At 62.3% G+C, this 25,357-nt stretch carries 19 protein-coding genes; 17 read left to right on the top strand and 2 right to left on the bottom strand.

Features of this window, described 5'->3' with window-relative positions:
* Positions 1 to 28: 28 nt before the first annotated feature.
* Both nadE and LRQ04_RS16070 read right to left on the bottom strand, forming a co-directional pair.
* Entirely contained in the window at positions 29 to 850 is an 822-nt protein-coding gene (gene nadE, locus LRQ04_RS16075) for an ammonia-dependent NAD(+) synthetase (RefSeq protein WP_235521373.1), read from the bottom strand.
* 59 nt (positions 851 to 909) lie between these two features.
* Complete coding sequence (locus LRQ04_RS16070) at positions 910 to 1,929, bottom strand: LacI family DNA-binding transcriptional regulator (RefSeq protein WP_235521372.1); 1,020 nt, start codon at positions 1,927 to 1,929, stop codon at positions 910 to 912.
* A 200-nt stretch (positions 1,930 to 2,129) separates the two neighbouring features.
* Between LRQ04_RS16070 and LRQ04_RS16065 the strand changes: the two genes are divergently transcribed.
* The 17 genes from LRQ04_RS16065 (at position 2,130) to mmsB (ending at position 25,318) form a co-directional block, all read left to right on the top strand.
* Complete coding sequence (locus LRQ04_RS16065; RefSeq protein ID WP_235521371.1) at positions 2,130 to 2,975, top strand: sugar phosphate isomerase/epimerase; 846 nt, start codon at positions 2,130 to 2,132, stop codon at positions 2,973 to 2,975.
* Between the two features lie 33 nt (positions 2,976 to 3,008).
* Positions 3,009 to 4,016, top strand: a complete 1,008-nt coding sequence (locus tag LRQ04_RS16060; protein ID WP_235521370.1) for a Gfo/Idh/MocA family protein — start codon at positions 3,009 to 3,011, stop codon at positions 4,014 to 4,016.
* Positions 4,017 to 4,262: 246 nt separating this feature from the next.
* Positions 4,263 to 5,801, top strand: a complete 1,539-nt coding sequence (locus LRQ04_RS16055; RefSeq protein ID WP_235521369.1) for an ABC transporter substrate-binding protein — start codon at positions 4,263 to 4,265, stop codon at positions 5,799 to 5,801.
* Positions 5,802 to 5,806: 5 nt separating this feature from the next.
* Complete coding sequence (locus tag LRQ04_RS16050) at positions 5,807 to 6,748, top strand: ABC transporter permease (RefSeq protein WP_235521368.1); 942 nt, start codon at positions 5,807 to 5,809, stop codon at positions 6,746 to 6,748.
* Entirely contained in the window at positions 6,745 to 8,616 is a 1,872-nt protein-coding gene (locus LRQ04_RS16045; RefSeq protein WP_235521367.1) for a dipeptide/oligopeptide/nickel ABC transporter permease/ATP-binding protein, read from the top strand. The genes LRQ04_RS16050 and LRQ04_RS16045 overlap by 4 nt, the downstream gene beginning before the upstream one ends.
* A complete protein-coding gene (locus tag LRQ04_RS16040; RefSeq protein WP_235521366.1) occupies positions 8,613 to 9,500 on the top strand; it encodes an ATP-binding cassette domain-containing protein in 888 nt (295 codons plus the stop codon). The genes LRQ04_RS16045 and LRQ04_RS16040 overlap by 4 nt, the downstream gene beginning before the upstream one ends.
* An 88-nt stretch (positions 9,501 to 9,588) precedes the next feature.
* Complete coding sequence (locus tag LRQ04_RS16035; protein WP_235521365.1) at positions 9,589 to 10,425, top strand: sugar phosphate isomerase/epimerase; 837 nt, start codon at positions 9,589 to 9,591, stop codon at positions 10,423 to 10,425.
* Between the two features lie 26 nt (positions 10,426 to 10,451).
* Positions 10,452 to 11,618, top strand: coding sequence for a Gfo/Idh/MocA family protein (locus tag LRQ04_RS16030; protein WP_235521364.1), 1,167 nt, complete (start codon positions 10,452 to 10,454; stop codon positions 11,616 to 11,618).
* Positions 11,619 to 11,696: 78 nt separating this feature from the next.
* Entirely contained in the window at positions 11,697 to 12,743 is a 1,047-nt protein-coding gene (locus LRQ04_RS16025) for a LacI family DNA-binding transcriptional regulator (RefSeq protein WP_235521363.1), read from the top strand.
* A gap of 92 nt (positions 12,744 to 12,835) precedes the next feature.
* Positions 12,836 to 14,242 (top strand): glucuronate isomerase, encoded by a 1,407-nt coding sequence (gene uxaC / locus LRQ04_RS16020; protein ID WP_235521362.1) that lies wholly within the window; start codon positions 12,836 to 12,838, stop codon positions 14,240 to 14,242.
* Positions 14,239 to 15,609 carry a mannitol dehydrogenase family protein gene (locus LRQ04_RS16015; protein ID WP_235521361.1) on the top strand — a complete coding sequence of 457 codons (1,371 nt, stop codon included), beginning with the start codon at positions 14,239 to 14,241 and terminating at the stop codon, positions 15,607 to 15,609. The genes uxaC and LRQ04_RS16015 overlap by 4 nt, the downstream gene beginning before the upstream one ends.
* 261 nt (positions 15,610 to 15,870) lie before the next feature.
* The gene (uidB, locus tag LRQ04_RS16010; RefSeq protein WP_235521360.1) at positions 15,871 to 17,292 is read left to right on the top strand and encodes a glucuronide transporter; all 1,422 of its coding nucleotides are present in this window, start codon (positions 15,871 to 15,873) and stop codon (positions 17,290 to 17,292) included.
* A gap of 133 nt (positions 17,293 to 17,425) precedes the next feature.
* Positions 17,426 to 18,655 carry a D-mannonate dehydratase ManD gene (gene manD / locus LRQ04_RS16005; protein WP_235521359.1) on the top strand — a complete coding sequence of 410 codons (1,230 nt, stop codon included), beginning with the start codon at positions 17,426 to 17,428 and terminating at the stop codon, positions 18,653 to 18,655.
* The gene (locus LRQ04_RS16000) at positions 18,645 to 20,909 is read left to right on the top strand and encodes a gluconokinase, GntK/IdnK-type (protein WP_235521358.1); all 2,265 of its coding nucleotides are present in this window, start codon (positions 18,645 to 18,647) and stop codon (positions 20,907 to 20,909) included. Before manD ends, LRQ04_RS16000 begins: the two co-directional genes overlap by 11 nt.
* Before the next feature lie 358 nt (positions 20,910 to 21,267).
* Positions 21,268 to 22,392 (top strand): multiple monosaccharide ABC transporter substrate-binding protein, encoded by a 1,125-nt coding sequence (gene chvE / locus LRQ04_RS15995; protein ID WP_350309812.1) that lies wholly within the window; start codon positions 21,268 to 21,270, stop codon positions 22,390 to 22,392.
* Positions 22,393 to 22,499: 107 nt separating this feature from the next.
* On the top strand, positions 22,500 to 24,029 hold the full coding sequence (gene mmsA / locus LRQ04_RS15990; protein ID WP_235521356.1) for a multiple monosaccharide ABC transporter ATP-binding protein: 1,530 nt from the start codon (positions 22,500 to 22,502) through the stop codon (positions 24,027 to 24,029).
* 5 nt (positions 24,030 to 24,034) lie between these two features.
* Complete coding sequence (gene mmsB / locus LRQ04_RS15985) at positions 24,035 to 25,318, top strand: multiple monosaccharide ABC transporter permease (protein ID WP_235521355.1); 1,284 nt, start codon at positions 24,035 to 24,037, stop codon at positions 25,316 to 25,318.
* The last annotated feature ends 39 nt before the right edge of the window (positions 25,319 to 25,357 follow it).

Below are 25,357 nucleotides of genomic sequence, written 5' to 3'. Positions count from 1 at the left end.
GTTTAGGCAGTTCTGGTTGGGGTGGTGGTTACTTCCACCAGGTGTCGAAGATGGTCACCGGAACCGTGCGCTTGTGGCGCGTGCGCAGGTACTTCTGCTCCAGGTTCGCAGCGACGTCCTCCGGAATGTCCCGGCCCTCGAGGTAATCGTCGATCTGGTCATAGGTGATGCCGAGCTCGTCCTCATCGGTCCGGCCGGGCTTGTCGTCCAGGAGGTCCGCCGTGGGCACCTTTTCCCACACTCGGGAAGGGGCCCCGAGTTCGGCCAGGAGTGCACGGTTTTGGCGCTTGTTGAGGCCGAACAGCGGCAGGATGTCCGCACCGCCGTCGCCGAATTTGGTGAAAAAGCCCGTCACGGACTCAGCGCCGTGGTCCGTGCCGATGACCAGGTAGTTGTGCTCGCCGGCCAGCGCATACTGGGCGATCATGCGGGCGCGGGCCTTGGTGTTGCCCTTGTGGAAGTCCGAGATGGGCGCACCGGTGGTCTTTTCGAACTCTTCCTCGAAACCATCCACGGCTTGGGAGATGTTGTAGGTCCACTCGGTCTTTGCCTTGATGAAATCCAAAGCCGCCTGGGCGTCGTCTTCATCGTGCTGGATGCCGTAGGGGAGACGGACCGCGACGAAGTTCGCCTCTATGCCCTCTGCTTCCAGTTCCTCAACGGCCAACTGGGCGAGGCGGCCGGCAAGCGAAGAGTCGATGCCCCCGGAGATGCCCAACACGAACCCTTTGGTGCCGGTGGCTTTCACGTAATCCTTCAGGAAGGCGACCCTCTTGCGGATCTCCTCCGCAGGATCGATCCGGGGCTGGACGCCCATTTCCTCAATGATCTTGGCCTGGAGTTCGCGCATGTGTTCCACACTAGTCAGCCCGGTCACAAAGGCTCAACCATATTGCGCCGTGATTCGGCTTATTTGGCGGGCGCCGGGCCGGTAGAGCCCCGCACGGTGAGGTGGGTGGGCATGACGGACCGGCTGCGGTTTCCGCCACCCGCCAGCGGGTTCAGCTGGGCCAGAAGCATGGAGACCGCCACACGCCCTGCCTGTTCGATGGGCGAGCTCATGGTGGTTAGAGGTGGATTGCAGAAGTCCGCGCCGAAGATGTCATCGCATCCCACGATGCTCATGTCCTCCGGCACCCGCAGCCCCCGTTCGCGGAGTCTCTGCAGCATGCCAATGGCAATGAGGTCGTTGAACACGATGCACGCCGTGACGCCGCTGTGAACGGCGGCGTCAGCGGCGGCGGCGCCGGACTGGGTTTTGGGTGCGAAAGGACCGAGGCTGCGGACCTCGACGCCGCGGCTTTCCGCGGCCGCGGACAGGGCACTCCAGCGTCGGGCACTGGACTGCGAGACAGCCGGCCCGCCCACGTAGGCAACGGACGTGTGGCCGAGTGAAATGAGATGGTCCAGGGCCTGGGGCATGGCCGAGGGAGTGTCGATGAGGACTGCCGGAACGCCGTCGACGTCGCGGTTGACGGTGACCATGGGCATCCGGGCCGCCGCATCGGCGAGGGCTTCGTCGTCGAGGCGTGACGCAGCAACAATCACGCCATCAGCGCTTTTGCGCAGTTGCTCCAGCGTGCTTGCTTCGACTTCGTCCGATTCTTCGGTGTCCACCAGCAGCTGCGTATACCCGGCTGCCTTGAGTTGGAGCTGCGTTCCCCGGATGAGGTCGAAGTAGAACGGGTTGGTGATGTCCGGTACCAGAACTCCCACAGCCCCGGTCCGGCCTGAGCTCAGCGCTTTCGCTTGGGAGTTGGGGGTGTAATTGAGCTCGGCTGCGGCTGCCTGGATACGCTCACGGGTGCGGATGTTGACGCGGTCCGGATTGGCGAGGGCCCTGGACACTGTGGATGCCGCCACGCCGCATAGGGCGGCAATGTCATGGATGGTTGCAGGCCTGCCTGCAGCCATGGGCTGCGTCGCCATGGGCGTTCCTCTCTGAACGTCAGATCATGCGGCTGTGACAAGTGCCACACCGTTGATCAAGAGTGCCACAACTTGGCAGCGAATGGCAATCGGTTGTCAAGGCCGTGCCAAGGTGGCTAAACTCATGGGGAACATGACTTGCCTGTGAACTGCGTCACCGGGCCCCGCCGGAGCTGCCACAGGACTATTTAGGAGATTTCGTGACTCAACCCCATGCCGTGTGGAACCTGTCCGGTTTCGGCGACGAAGTAGATCCCGATCCCACAATCCAGGCCGCCGTGCTGCTGGCCCTCGGTGCCAGCCACATCGAGGTTCGTAGCGCCTGGGGCACCAACGTCTCCGAACTTGCGCCGGCCGACGTCGAACGGCTCAAGGCCATCCTCGATGAAAAGGGCCTCAAAGTCTCCGCCGTCGCCAGTCCGATCGGCAAGGTGGATGTCACCCTGCCGGTGGAACACGAGGTGGCCCGGCTCCGGCAGATCATTTCGGTCGCCCAAGCGCTGGAGACCAAGTACATTCGGATTTTCTCCTTCTATCGCGCTGAGGGCCAGAGCCAGGAAGACATCCGCGATGCAGTCATGGAGCGGATGTCTGCGCTGGCAGAGGTAGCAGCGACGGCCGGCGTCGTCCTTCTTCACGAGAATGAAAAGGGCATCTTCGGTGATACGCCGGACCGCGTCCTGGACATCATGGAAACGGTCAACTCGCCGGCGCTTCGGGTTGCCTGGGACAACGCGAACTTTGTCCAGGTGGGAGTCAAGCCGTACACCGAGGGCTACGCCATGCTGCGCCCGTACCTTGAATACCTCCAGGTCAAGGATGCGATCGCTGCCACCGGTGAAGTGGTTCCGTCCGGTGAGGGCGACGGGGAACTGGATGCAACCATTGCCGCACTCGCAGCTGACGGGTACGCGGGCTTCGCTTCGCTGGAACCGCACCTTGCCAGTGCCCACGAGCTGGGCGGCTACTCCGGCCCGGTCGCCTTTGGCGTCGCGGCCCGGGCTTTCGCTGGACTCGCAGCAACGAACGGCGTCACCCTCGCCTGACCCACTCAAGCATCATCCTTCGAAGGAGCAGGAATGACTAAAGCGGCAATCATTGGTTGCGGTGACATCTCAACCGTCCACTTTGCAGCGATCGCCACAATGGACGACGTCCAACTCGTGGCGGTGTGCGACACGGACCCGGCGCGGCTGGAGGCGACGGCAGCCGCCCACGACGTACCTGGGTACGCGGCCTACCTGGAGATGCTCGAAAAGGTGCGACCCGACGTCGTGCACATCTGTACGCCGCACCATCTTCACGCTTCAGTGGCCGCCGACTGCCTTGAGCGCGGCGTCAATGTGATCGTCGAGAAGCCGCTCGCGCACACGCTGGCGGAGGGCAAGCGGCTAATCGAGGTGGCCGAGCGCAGTCCGGCGAAAATCGCCGTTTGCTTCCAGAACCGCTACAACGCGACGTCGCAGGCTATGCGTAAAATGCTCGACGACGGCGGGCTGGGTCAAGTGATCGGCGCGTCCGCCACCGTCATGTGGCACCGGAACGGCGACTATTACCGGAGCCGGCCGTGGCGTGGAACCTGGGCCGAGGGTGGGGGTGGCCTGATGATGAACCAGGCGATCCATACCGTGGACCTGCTGCAGTGGTTGGTGGGCGATGTTGCCAAGGTGGAGGGTCGTGCATCGACCCGGTCGTTGAGTGGTGTCATTGAGGTGGAGGACACTGCCGAATTCGTGGCCGAGCACGTTGGCGGGGCCCGGAGCGTCTTCTACGCGACGCTGGCCAACGCGGTTAACGCTCCGGTGACGCTGGACATCGTGACGGAGAAGGCGACGCTCAGCCTGCGCGGCGACCTGACCATTACTTACGCTGACGGGACCGTGGAGGTTGTTCGTGAGCGGGTGGCAGAATCAGGCGGCCGCGCCTACTGGGGTGTCTCGCATGAGCTACTCATTACTGATTTCTATGCACGCCTTGGAGAGCCTGGACCCTTCTGGATCAACCCGGCTGAGGCCGGAAAATCACTGGCGATCATTAAGGACATCTACGCGCAAAGCTACCCGGACATGCCCGGGCGTGTGGCCTGAGATCCAGTGCAACCGTTTGGCGATTGGGGCCGGAAACCGTTGGGGGTTCCGGCCATTTTCGTGCCCACCTGCGCGATCTTGTCTCACTTTCATCAGCGGCTTGGCAACAAGTTAAGAAACTTTTGACAATCGGTTGCCAAGCCCCCAATAAGTCCGTACTGTAAATCCCACACCCGGAAATATGTGGTGCAGACCACACCCAAATGCTCTGACTCGCATCAGGCAAGAACATAGTAGGAGCCGACAATGAAGTTAGGTCCCAAGGCGGCAGCAGCCGCCATCGTACTCAGTGCCTCCCTGGCGCTCACCGCATGCGGTGGCGGCGGCGCGGCCGGAGCTGGTTCGAACGCCGGCGGCGGAAAAACCATCACCGCGCTGACGCTGGGCACCCTCCGAGACCTCACTTCGTGGGATCCGGCCCAGGCCCACGTCGGCCACGCACTTCAGCCGTACCAGGCTGCCTACGACTCCCTGATCCTGCGCGAACCGGACGGCAAGCTCAGCCCCATGCTGGCAACCGCGTGGAAGTACAACGACACCAACACCAAGCTCACAGTGGACCTCCGCACGGATGTCACCTTCAGCGACGGCGCCAAGTTCGACGCCACCGCGGCCAAAGCCAACCTGGATCATTTCAAGAAGGCCAACGGCCCGCAGATGGCACAGTTGAGCTCAGTCTCCGACGTCGCCGTGGTGGACGCCGACACGATCGACATCAACCTCAGCGCTCCCGAGCCGGCACTGGAATTCTTCCTCAGCCAGGCGGCCGGCCTCATGGGAAGCCCCGCCGCACTGGGTACCGACGCCATCAAGACCGTGCCCGTGGGTTCCGGCCCCTACGTCATGGACAAGGCAGCTTCTGTGAAGGATTCCCAGACTGTCTTCACCGCCCGGGAAGGCTACTGGAACAAGGACCTCCAGAAATACAAGAAGCTCACCCTCAAGGTCCTCCTGGATCCCACAGCCCGCACCAACGCGCTGGTATCCGGCCAGATCGACGCCACGCTGCTGGACCCGAAGAACGGCAAGCAGGCTGAGGGCGCCAAGATGAAGCTCGAAGCCAACCAGGTTGACTGGGCAGGCTTGCTTCTCCTGGACCGCGATGGCACCAAGAACCCGGCCCTGGGCAACGTGAAGGTCCGCCAGGCCATCAACTACGCTTTCGACCGCAAAACCATCCTCGACCAGGTCATGCTGGGCCAAGGTACCCCCACGTCCCAGCCCTTTGGCAAGGACAGTGGCGCCTGGACCGAGGAACTGGAGAACTACTACACCTACGATCCCGCCAAGGCCAAGGAGCTCCTGAAGGAATCCGGCTTTGAGGGCAAGGTCAGCATCGATGTTCCCACCCTGCCCGGCGCCGAAACCTTGATCTCCGTGCTCAAGCAGCAGCTGGCGGATGTCGGAATCACCCTGAACCCCGGCGCCGCCATTACCAACACGTTCACCGCAGATGTCGCAGCGCAGAAGTACAACGCGATGTACTTCAACCTCTTCCAGGGCGAGCCCACGGTAGCGATCGACCAGATCGTCTCCACCAAGGCCCTCTACAACCCGTTCAAGACCACCAGCCCCGAGCTCGAGGCCAAGATCCAGGCTGTGCGCACCGGTGGGGCAGATGCCGGCAAGCTGGCGCAGGAAGTCAACAAGTACGTGGTTGAACAGGCATGGTTCGCTCCTCTGTTCCGCGTGAACCAGATGTACTACCACAACGACAAAGTGAACGTCACGCCGCAGGCCCAGCAAGCCGTTCCCTCCATCTACAACTACTCGCCTGCCAAGTAGGACCCATGATCAAGTTCATTGCGAAAAGGCTGGGAAGCGGTCTGGTGGTGCTGTTCGTCGTCTCGGCGCTCACCTTCACGCTGCTCTACATCTCCAGCGGTAGCATCGCCCAGAACATCCTTGGCGACCAAGCCACCCCGGAACAAGTTGCCCTGAAGGAACAGGAACTGGGGCTCGACCAGCCGCTTGTGACCCGTTACTTCGCCTGGTTGGGTGATGCCCTGACAGGAAACCTTGGAGCCTCGTGGTTCACGTCCGAGCCTGTGGCCAACTCCCTGGCCACCCGGATCCCCGTGACCATGACCATGGTCTTCACCGCAATGATCCTGATCGCCCTTTGCGCAGCGCTTATCGGCGTTGCCGCAGCCGTGAAGCGCGGCTGGGTGGACAGGGTGGTCCAGATCGGCGCAATCGTTGGCGACTCCATCCCGGGGTATGTCATCGGCGTCTTCCTGGTGACCATCCTGGCCATCCAGCTGGGCCTCTTCCCGGCCACCAGCACCATCTCTCCGGAAGTGGGACCCGAAGCGTGGGTGGTGTCCATGACGCTTCCCGTCATTGCCTTGCTCATCAACGGGGTCACCGGCGGAGCGCAGCAAATCCGCAGCGCCGTGATCAAGCAGCTCGAACGTGACTACGTCCGGACCCTGCGCAGCCGCGGTATCGGCGAGCGGGAAATCCTCTTCAAGCACGTGCTGCGCAGCGCTGCTCCGGCAGGCCTGACGGTGTTGAGCCTGCAGTTGATCGGCATGCTGGGCGGCGTGGTGATCATCGAACAGATCTTCGCCCTCCCCGGAATGGGCCCCCTCGCGGTAGCAGCGACCGGCCAGTCCGACCTTCCCGTCGTCATGGGGGTGGTGATGTACACCGTGGTGGTGGTCATCGTCGTCAATCTCCTGGTGGACATCCTCAATGGTTGGCTCAACCCGAAAGTACGTGTCTCATGAGCGACTCCATAGATTCATCAGCAGTAACCGCGGACGCCGCAGGCCTTGCGGCGAAGCCAGGAACCGGCCAGAGCGGCACAGTGGTCCGCTCCACCGTGATGCGCCGCCTGATCAGGAACCCGCTGGGTATAGCCTCGCTGGTCATCCTGGGGACCATCGCCATCCTGGCCATCTTCGCTCCGGTCCTTGCGCCGTTCGAGGAGAACTTCGCGAACATCTCCAAAACCCTTGCCCCTGCAGACTCCGTAAACATCCTGGGCACAGACAGCGCCGGCCGGGACACCTGGAGCCGCCTGCTCTTCGGTGCCCAACTCACGCTGCTGTCCGCGCTGCTTTGTGCCGGTGTCGCTATCGCCATCGGCCTGCCGGCCGGCCTGATCGCCGGCTACTACGCCGGAAAGTTCGAGGCAGTCTCCAACTGGGTGGTCAGCATCCTCATGAGCCTGCCCGGCCTGATTGTCCTGCTCACCATTCGTGCTGCCTTCGGGCCCTCGGTATGGATTTCGATGATCGCCTTCGGTGTCCTGATCAGTCCGTCGTACTTCCGCTTGACCCGTACCGCGGTCCAGTCGGTCCGCAACGAGCTCTACGTCGACGCAGCCAGGGTCTCCGGGCTCTCGGACCTGAGCATCATCGCCCGGCACATCTTCTCCGTGGTCCGCGCCCCCATCATCATCCAGACCGCGGCGATCGCCGGTGTGGCCATCGCCATCCAGTCCGGCCTTGAGTTCCTTGGCCTGGGCGATCCCACCAAGGCCACGTGGGGCGTCATGCTCTCCGAAGGCTTCAAGAACGTCTACCTCACTCCCACCTTGCTGCTTTGGCCGGCCCTGGCCATGGCACTCACCATCGGTGGACTCGTCCTCTTAGGCAACGCCATCCGTGACGCACTGGAAGACGGCGAAAAGATCAAGCACCGCAAGAAGCGGTCGGTTGCTACAGCTGAAGGCACGACGGCGGAACCCGCCAAGGCACGCCAGTCACGGAAGTCCGTGGCCGCCGTCGAGCTTGGAACCGAGCACCACCTGATCAAGGTGACCAACCTCGGCGTCGGCTATCCGCAGGCGGACGGTTCGGTCAAGAAGGTTGTGGACGATGTCTCGTTCCACGTGGACCGTGGCGAGATCCTGGGCATCGTTGGCGAGTCGGGCTCGGGCAAGTCCCAAACCGCGTTCTCCATCCTTGGCCTGCTGCCGGACAACGCCCGGATTGTGGGTGGCTCCATCCAGTTCGACGGCAACTACACGGTGGCTCCCGGCGATGACCGCGTCAACCAGGAGCGGCTGTCCAAGCTGCGCGGTAAGCGGATCTCCTATATTCCGCAGGAACCCATGAGCAACCTGGATCCCGCTTTCACCATCGGCTATCAACTGGTCACCCCGATGGTGCGCGTCCTTGGGATCACCAAAGCCGAGGCCCGGACCCGGGCACTCAAGCTGCTCACCGACGTCGGAATCGCCAACCCGGAACGCACCTTCGATGCCTACCCGCACGAGGTCTCCGGCGGTATGGCACAGCGTGTGCTCATCGCCGGCGCCATCAGCTGCGAACCGGACCTGGTGATAGCGGACGAACCGACCACCGCGCTGGACGTCACTGTCCAGGCGGATGTGTTGGACCTCCTTCGCGAGCTGCAGCAGCGGCTCAACATCGGCGTCATCCTGGTGACCCACAACTTCGGTGTAGTCGCCGACCTCTGCGACCGCGTGGCCGTGATGCAGAACGGGAGGTTGGTGGAAGAAGGCACAGTCCGGGACATTCTCCGCAACCCGAAAGAGCAGTACACGCAGACACTCCTGGGATCCATGCTTGAAGGAAAGACCCCCATGACCATGCTTGTCACCCCACAGAAGGAGCCGGTGGCATGAGTACCTCTGTTGAAGCACCGAAAAATGCGCCACTGTTGTCAGTGGAAAACCTGGTGGTCGAGTACCCAAGCAAGCGATTCCGGGCCAAGCCATTCCGCGCGCTGACCGACATCAACATCACTATTGGCCAAGGAGAGACCCTGGGGCTGGTGGGGGAGTCAGGTTCCGGGAAGACCACCCTTGGCCGCGCTGTCCTGGGCCTTGCACCGGTGACCGCCGGTAAGGTCATCTTCGAAGGCAATGACATCAGCAATGCTTCGCGCAAGGAGCGCCGAACCCTCAGCCGCGACCTGCAGGTGGTCTTCCAGGACCCCTACACCTCGCTGAACCCGGCGCTGGAAATCGGCGACATCCTCGCCGAACCGCTGGCCGTGCAGGGCATGGAGCCGGCCGCGGCCAAGAAGCGGGTCAGGGAGCTGCTGGACCAGGTGGGGTTGCCATCGGACGCGATCCACCGCCTCCCCCGTGAATTCAGCGGCGGTCAGCGGCAGCGCGTCGCGATTGCCCGGGCGTTGGCGCTCTCTCCCAAGCTGATCGTGTGCGACGAACCCGTCAGCGCACTGGACCTTTCCACCCAGGCCCGTGTCCTGGACCTGTTCCTGCAGATCCAGAGGGACACCGGCGTTTCCTACCTGTTCGTGTCCCACGACCTCGACGTCGTACGGCACATCAGCCACCGGGTTGCCGTCATGTACCACGGCGAAATCGTGGAGCAGGGCCCGGCGGAGGTTGTCACCCGGGATCCCGAACACCCCTATACGCAGCGGCTCCTGCTCGCCTCACCCGTGCCCGACCCCGACCGGCAGGAACAACGCCGGGCAGACAGGCACAGGCTTCTGGCCAACCAACAACGTCAAAACGAACAAGCGGGTGCCGTGGCCTGAGGGCAACGACAGCCAGCGGATACCAAAGGGTCCTCGCGGGCCCACAACACCACGGAGGAACACAGTGGCAAAAATAGGCGTACAGGCGATGATGTTGAAGGATAGCTTCGCCGAAGTCGGAGCTTTCGAAACCCTGCGGAAAGTCAACGCAATCGGATACAACGCAGTGGAGATCTCCCAGATCCCCATGACCCCGGAAAACGTTGAAGAACTCGGCCGCTCACGCTCGGAGCTGGGCATGGACATCGCCGCGCTCTCGGTCAACGTGGAAGGCCGCAAGGGAATGCCGGTGGAATCCCTGGCAGAGAATTTCGACAAGATTGTGGACGATGCGAAGCGGCTGGACACCTCGCTGCTGCGTATCGGTATGTTGCCGTTCCCGGCCATGAAGTCCCTGGACGCCGTGGTGGAGTTCGCCAAGCAGGCCAACGGTTACGCCGAGCGGTTGCAGGAACACGGGATCGGTCTTTACTACCACAACCACCACATTGAGTTCGCGAAGTTTGACGGTAAATACATGCTGGACATCATCGCGGACAACTCCCCGGCGATGGGGATGGAAATCGATGTCCACTGGGTCCAACGGGGAGGCCTGGATCCGGTCCGCACACTGGAAAAGTACGCGGGCAACACGGCCATGGTGCACCTTAAGGACTACCGGATCGGACAAATGCCGGAGGCCGCGTTCGGGCTCCTGGAGAAGGGCGACTTCCCGGCCTTCATGGCCGCGTTCAAGAATGTTGTCCAGTTCGCCGAAGTGGGCGAGGGCAACCTGGACTTCCCATCGATCGTGCCCGCCGCTGTGGCTGCAGGCGCCCAGTACCTGCTCGTGGAACAGGACGAGCTGTACGGCCGCACCGTTTGGGACGCGCTCCAAACCTCGTACGACAACCTGGTGGCCATGGGCCACGGCGACCTTTTCTAGACCTTCCAACACAGGAGAAAACACTCATGAGCAAGAAAGTACGCCTTGGCATTATCGGCCTGGGCCAGCAGGGTGGCGCGTACGCCAGGTTCATCAAAGACGGACTCGTACCGAACATGGAGATCGGTGCCGTCTGCGACGTTGACCCTGCCAAGAAGGAACTCGCCGAGTCCCAGTACCCGGAGGTTCCGTTCTACGACGACTACATCGCGATGCTGGACAGTGGTTCCGTAGACGCTATCGTCACCTGCGTGCCGCATTTCCTGCACCCCGAGATGGGCATTGAAACCCTCAAGCGCAACGTTCACGCCCTTGTCGAGAAGCCCGCCGGCGTTTACACCAAGCAGGTCAAGGAACTGAATGAGTTCGCTGCTTCCAAACCAGAGCTGTCCTTCGGGATCATGTTCAACCAGCGCAACAACCCCCTCTACAAGAAGCTCAAGGAAATCGTCGACAACGGCGAGATCGGCAGCATTCGCCGCACCAACTGGATCATCACCAACTGGTGGCGTCCGCAGGGTTACTACAACTCCAGCGAATGGCGCGCCACGTGGGGCGGCGAAGGCGGCGGTGTCCTGGTCAACCAGGCCCCGCACCAGCTGGACCTGTGGCAGTGGATCTGCGGGGTCCCCAAGTCCGTGTATTCCAAGGTGGCGTTCGGCTTCCGGCGGGACATCGCCGTCGAGGATGAAGTTACCGCGGTAGTGGATTATGGCGACGGCGCCACTGGCGTTTTCGTCACGGCGACCCACGACATTGTGGGAACCGACAGGTTCGAAATCCTTGGCGACCAGGGCAAGATCGTCGTGGAGGACAGCAAGGTTGCCACTGTCACCCGCCTGGTAAAACCTGAACGTGAGATCAGCGACTCCATGGGCATGGACGATGTTCGGAAGCTCTTCATGGGCCAGTTAAACCGCGAAGAGTTGTACAGCACTGAAGTGATTGAGTTTGAGTCGGTCTGGGGCGGTCAACACGCAGGTGTTTTGGAGAACTTCGCTGCCAACATCCTCGACGGCACGCCGTTGCTTGCCCCGGGTTCCGACGGCATCAACGGTGTCCGCTTGGCCAACGCCATCCACCTCTCCAGCTGGACCGGCAAGGAAGTCGCCCTGGACTTCGACGAGGACGACTTCCTGCAGGAGCTGAACAAGCGCATCGCTGAAGAAGGCAAGTTCCCCGAGCGTTCCTAGCCCATTCGAAGCGGGCCGGTTGTCAACATTCTTTTGGCAACCGGCCTGTTTTGTTGCCACGAGGTCTACGATGGAGCGGTGACCGACCTGACGAGCCCCGGAGCAGCAACCGCCCCCACCAAGCGTGGCCGAGGGGAAAAGTCCTCGGCCACCATCTATGACATCGCAAAGCTCGCAGGGGTGAACCCATCGACGGTGTCGCGCGCCTTGAGCAAGCCGGGCAGGGTCAGCGCGAAGACACAGAAAATCATCGAGGACGCGGCTGAGCAATTGAACTACCAGGTGAACCCGTTCGCCCGCGCGTTGCCGACGGGGCGCACCCAGACCATCGGGCTGATCGTCGCGGACATCACCAATCCCACCTTCTTTGACATCATCCGTGGCGCGGAAACCACCGGATCAGCCCGCGATTACACGCTGGTCCTGGCTGAATCCGCAGAGTCACCGGAGACCGAAGTTACCGCTGCCCGACGCCTCCTGAGCACGGTAGACGGCCTCATCCTGGCGAGTCCACGCATGGACGACGACCATATCCGCGCCTTGTCAGCGGACAAGCCGGTGGTGGTCATCAACCGCGAAATCGAAGGCGTGCCGTGCGTGGTTCCGGACGTCAACAAGGGCATCAGCGAGGCCGTCCGGAGCCTTGCAGCCAACGGCCACCAGAAGCTCGCGTATGTTGCTGGGCCGGCGCAATCGTGGATGACGGGCCGCCGTTGGGAAGGTGTCAAAGCCGCTGCGGAATGGTCCAAGCTCAGCGCCGCGCGCCTTGAATCGTCCAAGCCAACGGTCGACGGCGGCAGGCAGGTTGCGCGCGAAGTCCTGGAAAGCGGGGCGACGGCGGTCATCACCTACAACGATCTCCTTGCCATCGGTTTGATGCAGGAGCTGCAGGCCGGAGGCATGCGCGTTCCCGACCAGATCAGCATTGTTGGCTTCGATGACATCTTTGGCGCGGACTTCACCACCCCTGCACTGACCACGGTGCGTTCACCATTGGGGGAGTGCGGCACCCGCGCCGTGACTATCCTGCTGGACGTCCTCCAGGGCCACGATGCTCCAGAAGAGGCAGTGAGCGTGGAAACCGAACTCGTGGTGCGCGGCTCCAGCGGCAGGCTGCTCACCTAGGCAACCCCGCTCAGGAAGTACCTCGTAGCAACTAGTTGGCAATTTTTGGCAACCGGTTGACAAGGATGGCAAGCGAGTCGCAAGATTGACCTATGTCACAGTCCATTGCCGCACACCCTGACAGGCTCCTGCCCGCAGATCCCGGGACCCGCAGCATTGCGCGCTCCTTGCTGGAGCGCGTTCAGGACCTGCCCATCATCTCCCCGCACGGCCACGTTGACGCCGCTGTCATCGAGCAGAACACGCCGTTCCCCGATCCCGCCGCCCTGCTGGTCAGCCCCGACCACTACGTCACCCGCCTGATCCACGCCAATGGTGTTCCGATGGGCCAGTTGCTGACTGGCACTGCCTCCGCGCCGGAATCACGCGAAATCTGGCGGCAGTTCGTAGACGCCTGGCCGCTCTTTGAGGGCACCGCCTCCGGCTATTGGCTGCGCACCCAATTCGACGACGTATTCAAGCTCGGAGCCGACCTCAGCGACATGACGGCCGATGCGAGCTACGACGCGATCGCGGCAAAGCTGGTGGAGCCGGACTTCCGTCCGCGGCAGCTCTTCAAGGACTTCAACATTGAGGTCCTGGCCACCACGGACGATCCCTTGGATAACCTGGCGAGCCACCGGGCCCTCACCGAGGACCCCAGTTTCAACGGCCGCGTTCTGCCCACTTTCCGCCCGGATGCCTACCTCAACGTGGCCCACCCCAGCTGGAGCGCCAACGTTGACGCGTTGATCGAAACCGCCGGTGAGGGCGCAAGCGGCTACGCCGGCTACATCGCAGCCCTGGAAAACCGCCGTCGTTATTTCGTGGAGCATGGCGCGGTGTCCGCGGACCACGGCGTCCGCACTCCTGCCACGCTCAAACTGGACGCAGCTGAGGCCGGGGCGCTCTTCGAGAAGGCGCGTGCCGGTCAGGCCACGCCACAGGACCGGGATGCGTTCGAGGCGCACATGATGTACCAGATGGCCCGGATGTCCGTGCAGGACGGGCTGGTCATGACCATCCACCCGGGGTCTTACCGCAACCACCATCAGCCCACCTTCAATGAATTCGGCGCCGACACCGGCCATGACATTCCGTTCGCGGTGAACTACACCGAGGCCATCCGTCCGCTGCTGCAGGACTTCGGCACGGCCAAGGACTTCCACCTGGTGCTCTTCACGCTGGACGAGACCGTCTTTTCACGCGAACTGGCGCCGCTGGCCGGTTTCTACCCCTCCGTGTACATCGGGGCGCCGTGGTGGTTCCTTGACGCACCGGACGCCATGCTGCGGTTCCGCTCAGCAGTCACGGAAACCGCCGGATTCTCGCGGTCATCAGGCTTCATCGATGACACCCGCGCGTTTTGCTCCATCCCTGCCCGGCACGACGCTTCCCGCAGGATTGAAGCATCGTTCCTGGCACGCCTTGTCGCCGAGCACCGCGTGACGGAAGACCGCGCGCACGAGCTGATCCTCGACGTCGTCGATTCCTCGCCGCGCAGGGTGTTCAAGCTGTGACCGCCGGTAACCTGCCCCGCCTTAGCCGGGGCGTTTCGCCTGCCGACAAAGCACCCGTTCGTATAGTGCACCTCGGCCTGGGTGCGTTCCACCGCTCCCACCAGGCCTGGTACACGCAGCACGCCGGCGATTCGGGGGAGTGGGGCATCGCTTCCTTCACCGGACGCCGCCCCGACGCCGCCCGGGTCCTGGCTGCGCAGGAAGGGTTGTTCACCCTTGTTGAACGCGCAGATTCCGGTGATGCCTTTGAGGTTGTTGGCAGCATCGTAGAAGCCGCCGATGGCGCCAACATGGACCGCCTTGTGGAACTGCTCGCCGCGCCGCGGACTGCGGTGGTCACGCTGACCATCACGGAAGCAGCCTACGGGCTCGGTGACGACGACGTTCCGCTGCTGCTTGCCGGTGAAAAGCCCACGACGCCGTTGGGCCGCTTGGTCCGTGGCCTCGCCGCACGCAGGGACGCCGACGCCGGACCGCTCGCCGTGGTCTCTTGCGACAACCTCTCCGACAACGGCAACGTCGCCCGGAATGGGGTGCTGGGCATCGCCGGGGCCTTCGACGCCGGACTTGCCGCCTGGATTGAGGAAAACGCCAGTTTCGTCAGCACCTCCGTGGACCGGATTACGCCGCGCACCACCGAGGCGGACCTCGACGCCGTAGCGGCCTCGTGCGGGTACCGGGACGAAGCCCCTGTGGTCACCGAGCCGTTCCATAACTGGGTTCTCAGCGGTGACTTTCCCGCTGGCCGACCGCGGTGGGAGGACGCTGGCGCGGTCTTCGTGGATGACATCGAACCGTACGAGAACCGCAAGCTGTGGCTCCTGAACGGCGCGCATTCGATCCTGGCGTATGCCGGGCAGTTGCGGGGTCACACGACAGTGGCCGAGGCGTTGAACGACTCAGTATGCCGCAAGGCGGTGGAGGAGTTCTGGGACGAGGCGTCCCGCCACCTTCCCGGTGATGAACTGGGGGTACCCGGCTACCGGGCCGCGTTGCTGGAGCGCTTTGGTAACTCGCGGATCGCGCACCATTTGGCGCAGATCGCCATGGACGCAACCACTAAGCTGCGGATGCGCGCGATTCCTGTGCTGCGCGCGGAGAGAACTGCAGGGCGGGAAGGGGCTGCGGCTGCGAGGATGATTGCCGTCTGGGCGGCGTTCGTGGCAACCAGCCCCGGTTTGCAGGACCCGCAGTCCGAGTCCGTGGCTGACGCGAACCAGCTCTCCGGTGAAGCCCGGACTTCCGCGTTGTTGGCGCTGCTGGACCCGGAACTTGCCGGTGATCCCGCCATCGTTGAGCTTGTCCATAGGCTCAGCGTTGCCTTTGTTCCCGCCTCCAACGCCGGGGTCTCGGAGACGGCGGCCTAAGCTCTGGCTACACATGACGAAGCGGCTCAGCCCTGGTATTTCACGGGGTCTGGGCCGCTGTTGTTTTACCCTCTGCAAGCGTTAGCCGGCTGCAAGCCCTTGGTAAAACTTTCAAGGAAATTTGCGGCAACCGATTGCCAACGGCTTGCCAAAGTGATTAGAATTACAACAGCTGCATAAGCCGAACCCCCGATTCCGTTGGCCCTTGCCCATGTCGAGTCGACTCGGACCGCAATGACGCGAAGGGTAAAGGAGCCCGCATTGAAAAAGCTCAGCAAACTCAGCATCGCCGGCTATGGTGCAGGCGACGCCGCCAACAACCTGGCCTTCACTACCGCCACCATGTTCCTCCTCGTTTACTACACTGACGTCGCAGGAATTTCGGCTGCCGCAGCAGGCACGCTGCTCCTGGTGGTCAGGGTCTTCGACGCCTTCGCCGACGTTTTCGCCGGACGCCTGGTTGACCGCAGTTACAGTAAGAAGTTCGGCAAGTTCCGGCCCTTCATCATGTTTGGGTCCATCCCACTCCTGCTCCTCAGCGTGGCCACGTTCTCCGTGCCCCAACTGGGCGAGACGGGGACGCTGCTCTACGCGTACGTAACCTACGCGGCGCTGGGCCTGGCGTATTCGCTGGTCAATATTCCGTACGGCTCCCTGGCCGGCGCCATGACGCAGGACCCGGAGGATCGCGCCAAGCTTGGCTCGGCCCGTGCGGTGGGCGCACTGTTGGTGGGTTCTGCGCTGGGAATCTTCGTGGCTCCGTTGATCAAGCCGGGTGCCGACCTTCAGTCAATGTTCACCACTATCACCCTGATTTTCGTGATGGTCGGCGCTGCGCTGTACTTCTTCACGGTGCTCACGGCCAAGGAGCGCGTCCACCGCCCGGTGCCGAATGTTTCCTTCAAGCAGAGTATGGACACCCTGAAGACCAACCGTCCGCTGCTCATGCTGTGCATGAGTTCGTTCCTCTTCCTGACCGGTTACATGGCCCTGTCGTCCGTGCAGCTCTACTATCTGCGCGACGTCCTGGGCCGCTTGGATCTGTACCCGGTGCTGGCAATTGTCCAACTTGTCATGACGCTGGCAATGGCGCCGATGATGCCGAGGTTAGTCCGGAAACTGGGTAAGAAGAACGTGTACATCACCGCGGGCATCCTCTCCATGGTCGGCGGCATCATCGTCTTCTTCGCGCCCGCATTCATGACTTGGGTGGGATTCTCGGGACTGGTCATCAGCCTGATGGGTGTCATGGCCGTCAACATTGTGGTGTGGGCACTGGAAGCGGACACCGTTGAATATGGCGAGTGGAAAACGGGCGTCCGCACCGAGGGAATCACATACGCGCTGTTCTCCTTCACCAGGAAAACCGGCCAGGCTGTTGGCGGCGCCCTCGCCGCTTATTGCCTCGCCTTCGGAGGCTACAAGTCCGGCGCGGCGCAGAGTGCCGAAGCCGTCTTGGGCATCCAGTTTGCCGCCGGTGCGCTCCCAGCCATCATGACGATTCTGGCCATTGCAGTGATGTCCAGGTACAAGCTCACGGATGTTCTGCACGCGCAGATCGTGGGGGAGATCCGGGCGCGCCGCTCGCTGGAGCAGCACGGGGAGCCGGCGGTCCATGCTTCGGATGGACCCGGCGCCGGCACTTCTGACCCTGCCCCGCTGGGCAAAACGTCGAGGCTCTAAATTTATCAAAAACAAACGGCAACCGGTTGCCATTAACTGCAATCCAAACTAAAATCCTACTTAATCTCTGAAGCGCACATCGCGTCGATGCGAGTGCAACGCTTCACCCAGCAGAATCCCGAAAGGAAAAGCTGTGAAAATCATTGCCGCTGAAGTCTTCGTGACCAGCCCGTCCCGAAACTTCGTTACCCTCCGGATCACCACCGAGGACGGAGTGACGGGCATCGGCGACGCCACCCTCAATGGCCGCGAACTCGCCGTCGCCGCGTACCTCAAAGAACACGTAGCGCAGCTGCTCATCGGCAAGGATCCGCACCGGATCGAGGACACCTGGCAGTTCCTCTACCGCAGCTCCTACTGGCGCCGGGGCCCGGTCACAATGGCGGCCATTGCCGCCGTCGACATGGCGTTGTGGGACATCAAGGGCAAGTTGGCGGGGATGCCGGTCTACCAGCTGCTGGGCGGCGCATCGCGCAACGGGCTCCGTGCCTACGGCCACGCCTCCGGGGCGGACATCCCGTCGCTGTTTGATTCCGTTCGTGAGCACCTGGAACTGGGCTACAAGTCCATCCGCATCCAGACCGCCATTCCCGGCATCAAGGCCGTGTACGGTGTTGCCGCGCAGGCCCAGGCCTCAGGCGAACGTTACGACTACGAGCCCGCCGGACGAGGCGCGTTCCCGCAGGAAGAAGACTGGGACACCCGCGCTTACCTCCGCCACCTGCCCACCGTGTTCGAAGCCGTACGCAATGAGTTCGGCCCTGAAATCCCGCTGCTGCACGACGGCCACCACCGCATGACTCCCATCCAGGCGGCCAAGCTCGGCAAGGCGCTGGAACCATACGACCTCTTCTGGCTGGAGGATTGCACTCCGGCTGAAAACCAGGAAGCCTTGCGCTTGGTCCGCCAGCACACCACCACGCCACTGGCTATCGGCGAAATCTTCAACACCGTGTACGACTACCAGACCATCATCAAGGAACAGCTGATCGACTACGTCCGCGCCGCCTCCACCCACTTCGGCGGAATCTCCCCGCTGAAGAAGGTCATGGACTTCGCTGCCCAATACCAGATCAAGTCCGGCTTCCACGGCCCCACGGACATCTCCCCGGTGGGCTTCGCCGCCCAGCTGCATGTTGGCCTGGCCATCCACAACTACGGCATCCAGGAATACATGCAGCACTCGGACAAGACCAACGAGGTCTTCCAGCAGTCCATGACCTTCAAGGACGGCTACCTGCACCCCGGCGACGAGCCGGGCATCGGCGTCGAGTTCAACGAGGAAGCCGCAGCGGCCTTCCCGTACCAGCAGGCCTACCTGCCCTACAACCGCCTCGTGGACGGTACGGTTCATGATTGGTAAACCGGGCTCCGGCGCTCGCCACCACATTGTGGTGATGGGAGTAGCCGGCTGTGGCAAGAGCACCATTGGTGCCGCCCTCGCCGAGCGGATCGGTGCTGAATTTCTCGACGGCGATTCCCTGCACCCCCAGGCGAACATCGACAAGATGGCTTCGGGTACTCCGCTGAACGACGACGACCGCGCACCTTGGCTGGCGGAAATCGGCAGGCGATTCCCGGCGTCGGACGTTTCTTTGATCATCGCGTGCAGCGCGCTCAAGCGTTCTTACCGGGACATCATCCGCAGCGCTGACCCGTCGGTGGTGTTCGTACACCTGCAAGGCACGCGCGACCTGCTGAACCAGCGCATGAACGCCCGACCCGGACACTTCATGCCGGCCTCGCTGCTCGATTCGCAGCTGGCAGCCCTGGAGCCGCTGCAGTCCGACGAGGCTGGAATAGTCGTGGACATCGCCCAACCCGTGGAGGACATGGTGGATCAGATCAGCACCTGGCTGAAGGAAGGTTCCGGTCCGTTCCTGGTGGACCTGAAGGCCGCCCCCTACAATCTCGACGACGACGCAGTCACCTGGGTGGAAAGCACCCTTGGCGGCATGACACTCGAGGAAAAGATCGGCCAACTGTTCATCAACCACAACAACGACTACTCCCCGGAGTACCTCGATGGTGTGCTGGAGAACTTCCACGTGGGCGGCATGCGCTACCGCCCTGGCCCGTCGACGGCCGTGCAGGAACATATCCGCTACGCGCAATCCAAGACCCGCATCCCGCTGCTCATAGCCTCCAACCCGGAAATGGGTGGCGCGGGCAGCTGCGACGACGGCACCTTCGTGTCCACGCACCTGCAAGCAGGGTCCCACCCGGACAGGTCGATCGCGCGCCGCATGGGCCAGGTTGCCGGCGTCGAAACTGCTGCACTAGGTTGCAATTGGGCCTTCGCGCCGATCGTGGATATCCACTACAACTGGCGGAACACCGTGATCTCGACGCGGGCGTTCGGCAACACTCCGGAGATCGTTGTCGAGCGGGCCAAGGAGTACTTCGACGGCATCAGCGAATCACCCACTGCCTGCGCCATGAAGCACTTCCCGGGCGACGGCATCGATGAGCGCGACCAGCACGTGGTCACGTCCTACAACACGCTCGCCTACGACGAGTGGGACAAGACGTACGGGCACGTCTACCGCGAAATGATTGGCCACGGCGTGCAGTCCATCATGGTGGGCCACATCGGCGCGCCTGAGGTGTCCAGGCATTTCCGTCCCGGGTTGCCTGATGCTGACGTTCTGCCCGCGACACTGGCTCCGGAGTTGCTGCAGGATCTCCTGCGTGGCGAGCTTGGCTTCAACGGGTTGGTCCTCACGGACGCTTCCCTGATGGTAGGCCTGACGCAGGCCATGAAGCGTCGCGACCTGGTGCCGGCCACCATCGCGGCCGGTTGCGATATGTTCCTGTTCTTCCGGAACCCGGATGAAGACTTCCAGTACATGCTGGATGGCTACAAGTCCGGCGTCATCTCCGAGTCCCGCCTCCAGGATGCACTTCGGCGGATTCTGGGCCTGAAGGCGAGCCTGGGACTGCACCTCGCTTCCCGGGAATCGTTGGTTCCTTCCGCGGATGCCCTCTCCGTCATCGGCAGTGAAGCTCATCGTGCAGTCGCGGCCGAGGTAGCTGACAAGACCGTCACCCTGGTGAAGGACACGGCCCACAACCTGCCCCTCACTCCCGAAACCCACAAGCGTATCCGGCTCTACGGCGTCTCGGGTGGCGCGGACTTTACCCGCGCCGATCCGTTGGGCTATCTGGACACCGTCCGGGAAGAGCTTGAAGCTGCAGGCTTCGAGGTCAGCGTGTTCAAGACCGCTGAGCAGCGCGAAGCAGCGGGGGATTCCGGCATGAACTTCATGCGGGTCCTTACCGAGGAAGCCACAGGCGACTACGCGGAGCGGTTCGACGCTGCTTTCGTGTTCGCCAACGTCAAGGGCTTTGCCCAGGAGGCGGCGATCCGCATCAAGTGGTCTTCGCCCATGGCTGCTGAAATTCCTTGGTACGCCACCGAGGTCCCCACCGTGTTCGTCTCCTTGAACCAGCCGAACCATCTGATCGACGTGCCCATGGTCAAGACCGCAATCCATGCGCACGCGGATTCGCTCGAAGCCATCCGGGCAACCATCCAGAAGATCCAGGGAAAGTCCGATTTCCAAGGTACGTTCAACCAGAACGTCTTCTGCGATTCGTTCGACACCCGCCTCTGATTCCCTGTTCCCAGCAGGGGAGAGTTCCTCGTGCCATCACGGAGGAACGCCTGAACCCGGTACCGCCCACAAGGGGGTGCCGGGTTTTTGGCATTCCGCGAAGAATCGGACGCCAATTGTGAACGCTAACAACGTTTCAAGTCAAGGGTTGGGTACCCGACAGTAGCTTGCAACCATTTCGTGATCTACAGCACTTGACCGACGGTATTGTTAGCGTTCACAATGGCAGTCGCACCACCTTGAAGTGGCATGTGCCGCCCCCAAGCCCACAGGCCCACCAAAGCGTTACCGTGCCGGACGCGCAGATGCTCCGGCTGCATCAGAGTTCGCGGCAATGCTGCCGCGGAAGGAGAGCAACGTGAGATTGAAGAAACTCCTGGGCGCCGTAGCGGTTGTCCTCACCTTGACCGTCGGAGCCACTGGCTGCGGCAGCCGTGGAGGCGGTGCCGAGGCCAGCAGCGCCGCGAAACCTGCCGATTCACTGGTGGGTATTTCGATGCCGACGCAGACGTCCGAACGCTGGATCGCTGACGGCGCCAACGTTGAGAAGTCCTTGAAGGACCTCGGCTACAAGACCGACCTTCAGTTCGCCAACGATGACATTCCCACCCAGGTTTCCCAGATCGAGAACATGCTGACGAAGGGTGCCAAGGCACTCATCATCGCCGCGATCGATGGCACCACCCTGACCGATGTCCTGGCCAAGGCCAAAGAGCAGAACGTCAAGGTCATCGCTTATGACCGCCTCATCAACGGAACGCCCAACGTCGACTACTACACCACCTTCGACAACTACACCGTTGGCGTCCAGCAGGCTACCTCCCTGCTGACCGGCCTGGGTCTTCTTGACGCAAGCGGCAAGAAAGTAGACGGCAAGGGCCCGTTCAACGTTGAGCTCTTCGCCGGCAGCCCTGACGACAACAACGCCAACTTCTTCTGGACCGGCGCCATGGACACACTCAAGCCCTACATGGACGCAGGCACGCTGAAGGTTCCCAGTGGCCAGACCAAGTTCGAACAGGCAGCCATCCTTCGCTGGCAGGCACCCGTAGCCCAGAAGCGCATGGAAGACATCCTCACCTCCGCCTACAGCTCAGGCACCAAGCTCAACGGTGTTCTGTCCCCTTATGACGGTCTGTCCATCGGCATCATCTCCGCACTGACCAGCACCGGCGGTTACTCCACCGGAAGCCTGCCGGTAGTGACGGGCCAGGACGCCGAGAAGGGCTCTGTGAAGTCCATCATCGCCGGTGAGCAGTACTCCACGATCTTCAAGGACACCCGCCAGCTCGGCGCGCAGGCCGTGAAGATGGTTGACGCGGTCCTCAAGGGAACCGAGCCGGAAACCAACGACACCAAGACCTACAACAACAAGGTCAAGGTTGTCCCGGCCTTCCTCCTGAAGTCCGTCATCATCACCAAGGACAACTTCCAGAAGGAACTCATCGACTCGGGTTACTACAAGGAATCTGACGTCAAGTAGCACCCTGCGTGGCTCCGCCGTCCAGCAGCACGGCGGAGCCACGCCTCCTCCAGAGCCTGTCGAGTCCTCGGCCCGGCCAAGTTTCAACCAGTCAGCGGGAATTGACGATGAACGTACCCATTCTTCAAATGCGAGGAATCACCAAGACTTTCCCCGGGGTGAAAGCCCTTCAGGACGTCACCCTGGACGTCAACAGAGGTGAAGTCCACGCCATCTGCGGTGAGAACGGCGCCGGGAAGTCCACCCTCATGAAAGTCCTGTCCGGCGTTTACGCCCACAACACTTTCGACGGCGACATCCTCTTCGAGAACGAACCCTGCGAATTCTCCAGCATCACGGACAGCGAGAAGCGCGGCATCGTGATCATCCACCAGGAGCTGGCTTTGAGCCCGTACCTGTCCATCGCAGAGAACATCTACCTCGGCAACGAGCTGGCCAACAACGGCTGGGTGGACTGGCGGAAAACGAACCTGGAAGCCGCAAAGCTACTGGCCCGGGTGGGCCTCAGCGAAAACCCGGTCACCCCCATCCAACACATCAGTGTCGGCAAGCAGCAGCTGGTTGAAATTGCCAAGGCGCTCTCCAAAGAGGTGAAGCTCCTTATCCTTGACGAGCCCACGGCGGCCCTGAACGATGAAGACTCGGACCACCTGCTGGACCTGATCCTGCACCTCAAGGGCCAGGGCGTCACCAGCATCATCATCAGCCACAAACTCAACGAGATCCGCAAAGTGGCAGACGCCGTCACCATCATCCGCGACGGCAAGTCGATCGAAACGCTGCGGCTCGACCAGGGCCAGATCACCCAGGAACGCATCATCCGCGGCATGGTGGGCCGTGACCTTGAAAGCCTGTACCCGGACCGGACTCCCACCATCGGTGAGGAAGTCCTCCGCATTGAAGACTGGACCGTCCAGCACCCACAGGACCACTCCCGCATGGTGGTCAACAACGCCAACCTCAATGTCCGCAAGGGCGAGGTTGTTGGCCTGGCAGGACTCATGGGAGCTGGCCGGACCGAGCTGGCCATGAGCGTCTTCGGCCGCACCTACGGCCGCGCCGTTTCAGGCAAGGTCTACAAGTACGGCAAGGAAATCAACACTTCCACGGTGTCCGACGCCATCGATAACGGGATCGCCTACGCCACCGAGGACCGGAAGCACTATGGCTTGAACCTGATCGAGGACATCAAGCGGAACATCTCCATGGCGTCCCTGGGCAAGCTGGCCAAACGAGGCTGGGTGGACGGCAACAAGGAGACCACGGTTGCCAACCAGTACCGGAAGAGCATGAACATCAAAGCACCTTCGGTTGCGGCCATCACGGGCAAGCTCTCGGGCGGCAACCAGCAGAAGGTGGTGCTGAGCAAATGGATGTTCTCGGACCCGGACGTCCTGATCCTGGACGAACCCACCCGCGGCATCGACGTGGGCGCCAAGTTCGAGATCTACACGATCATCGCCCAGCTCGCTGCGGCTGGGAAAGCCGTCATCGTGATCTCATCTGAGCTTCCGGAGCTCCTGGGCATCTGCGACAGGATCTACACACTGTCGGCAGGCCACATCACCGGCGAGGTCCCCATCGCCGAAGCCACCCAGGAAACCCTCATGCACTACATGACCAAAGAGAAGGAATAGCGAACATGTCCGCCCTACGAGAATCCCTTGGCTTCCTTACAAGCCGCCTCCGCCAGGTTGGCATCTTCGTCGCCCTGATCCTCATCGTCATCCTCTTCCAGGTCCTGACCAACGGCATCCTGCTGGAACCGCAAAATGTCACCAACCTGGTAGTACAGAACAGCTACATCCTGATCCTCGCCATCGGCATGGTCATGGTGATCATCGCAGGCCACATCGACCTTTCCGTTGGTTCCATTGCCGGCTTCATCGGTGCCGTTGCCGGCGTGATGATCGTGCACTGGGGCTGGGCGTGGTGGCTTGCCATCCCCGCTTGCCTCCTGGTGGGTGCACTGGTGGGAGCATGGCAGGGTTACTGGATCGCCTACGTGGGCATCCCGGCCTTCATCGTCACGCTTGCAGGCATGCTGATCTTCCGCGGCCTGACCCTGATCACCCTGAAGAACCAGCAGATCACCCCGTTCCCCAGCGAACTGCGCGCCCTGGGCGGTGGCTTCCTCCCGGACATTTCCGGCGGCACGTCCGTCCTTGAATGGCTGACGGTCATCCTGGGTGTTGGCGGCACGGCAGCCATCCTGTTCCAGGCCCTGAAGGAACGCCGGGTCCGCCGCAAGTTCAACCTGGAGAATGAGCCGATGGCCTGGTTCGCCGTCAAGAACGGGTTCATCGCAGTGCTGATGCTCATCATCACCTTCCTGCTGGCCAGCTACCGTGGAACCCCGATTGTCCTGATTGTCCTGGCCGTCCTGGTGATCCTCTACTCGGCGCTGATGAACAACAGCATTTTCGGCCGGCACACCTACGCAATCGGTGGCAACCTGCACGCTGCTGAACTCTCCGGCATCAAAACCAAGAAGGTCACCTTCCGCCTGTTCGTCAACATGGGCGTCCTGGCAGCACTGGCCGGCCTGGTCTTCACCGCACGTTTGAACTCGGCACAGCCAGCAGGCGGCACCGGCTTCGAGCTCGACTCCATCGCAGCTGCCTTCATCGGTGGCGCTGCGGTCCAGGGTGGTATTGGTACGGTGGCCGGTGCCATGATCGGTGGCCTGATCATGGGCGTCCTCAACAACGGCATGTCCATCCTGGGCCTTGGCACGGATTACCAGCAGCTCATCAAGGGCCTGGTGCTCCTGCTCGCCGTCGGCTTCGACATCTTCAACAAGAACCGGACCGGGGCCGGGGGAGGCTCCGGCATGGCCCGCCGCTTCAAGTGGAAGACCACACCGCCGGCCACCGAAGCCGCTCCGGCGGCCAAGGCCGAACCGGTCGGTGTCGACGCCAAATAGGCGCAGCATCCAGGTGGCCCGCGTTGCGTTCCGTGACAA

The organism is Paenarthrobacter sp. AR 02 (assembly GCF_021538675.1).
Lineage (GTDB): Bacteria > Actinomycetota > Actinomycetes > Actinomycetales > Micrococcaceae > Arthrobacter.
Note: the sequence above shows the minus strand (reverse complement) of the source record. Positions and strands in the feature narration are given on the sequence as shown.

Coding starts and splice junctions, on each gene's coding strand:
- nadE (WP_235521373.1), bottom strand. CDS start 850: ATGCGCGAACTCCAGGCCAAGATCATTGAGGAAATGGGCGTCCAGCCC.
- LRQ04_RS16070 (WP_235521372.1), bottom strand. CDS start 1,929: ATGGCGACGCAGCCCATGGCTGCAGGCAGGCCTGCAACCATCCATGAC.
- LRQ04_RS16060 (WP_235521370.1), top strand. CDS start 3,009: ATGACTAAAGCGGCAATCATTGGTTGCGGTGACATCTCAACCGTCCAC.
- LRQ04_RS16055 (WP_235521369.1), top strand. CDS start 4,263: ATGAAGTTAGGTCCCAAGGCGGCAGCAGCCGCCATCGTACTCAGTGCC.
- LRQ04_RS16050 (WP_235521368.1), top strand. CDS start 5,807: ATGATCAAGTTCATTGCGAAAAGGCTGGGAAGCGGTCTGGTGGTGCTG.
- LRQ04_RS16045 (WP_235521367.1), top strand. CDS start 6,745: ATGAGCGACTCCATAGATTCATCAGCAGTAACCGCGGACGCCGCAGGC.
- LRQ04_RS16040 (WP_235521366.1), top strand. CDS start 8,613: ATGAGTACCTCTGTTGAAGCACCGAAAAATGCGCCACTGTTGTCAGTG.
- LRQ04_RS16035 (WP_235521365.1), top strand. CDS start 9,589: ATGATGTTGAAGGATAGCTTCGCCGAAGTCGGAGCTTTCGAAACCCTG.
- LRQ04_RS16030 (WP_235521364.1), top strand. CDS start 10,452: ATGAGCAAGAAAGTACGCCTTGGCATTATCGGCCTGGGCCAGCAGGGT.
- uxaC (WP_235521362.1), top strand. CDS start 12,836: ATGTCACAGTCCATTGCCGCACACCCTGACAGGCTCCTGCCCGCAGAT.
- LRQ04_RS16000 (WP_235521358.1), top strand. CDS start 18,645: ATGATTGGTAAACCGGGCTCCGGCGCTCGCCACCACATTGTGGTGATG.
- mmsA (WP_235521356.1), top strand. CDS start 22,500: ATGAACGTACCCATTCTTCAAATGCGAGGAATCACCAAGACTTTCCCC.
- mmsB (WP_235521355.1), top strand. CDS start 24,035: ATGTCCGCCCTACGAGAATCCCTTGGCTTCCTTACAAGCCGCCTCCGC.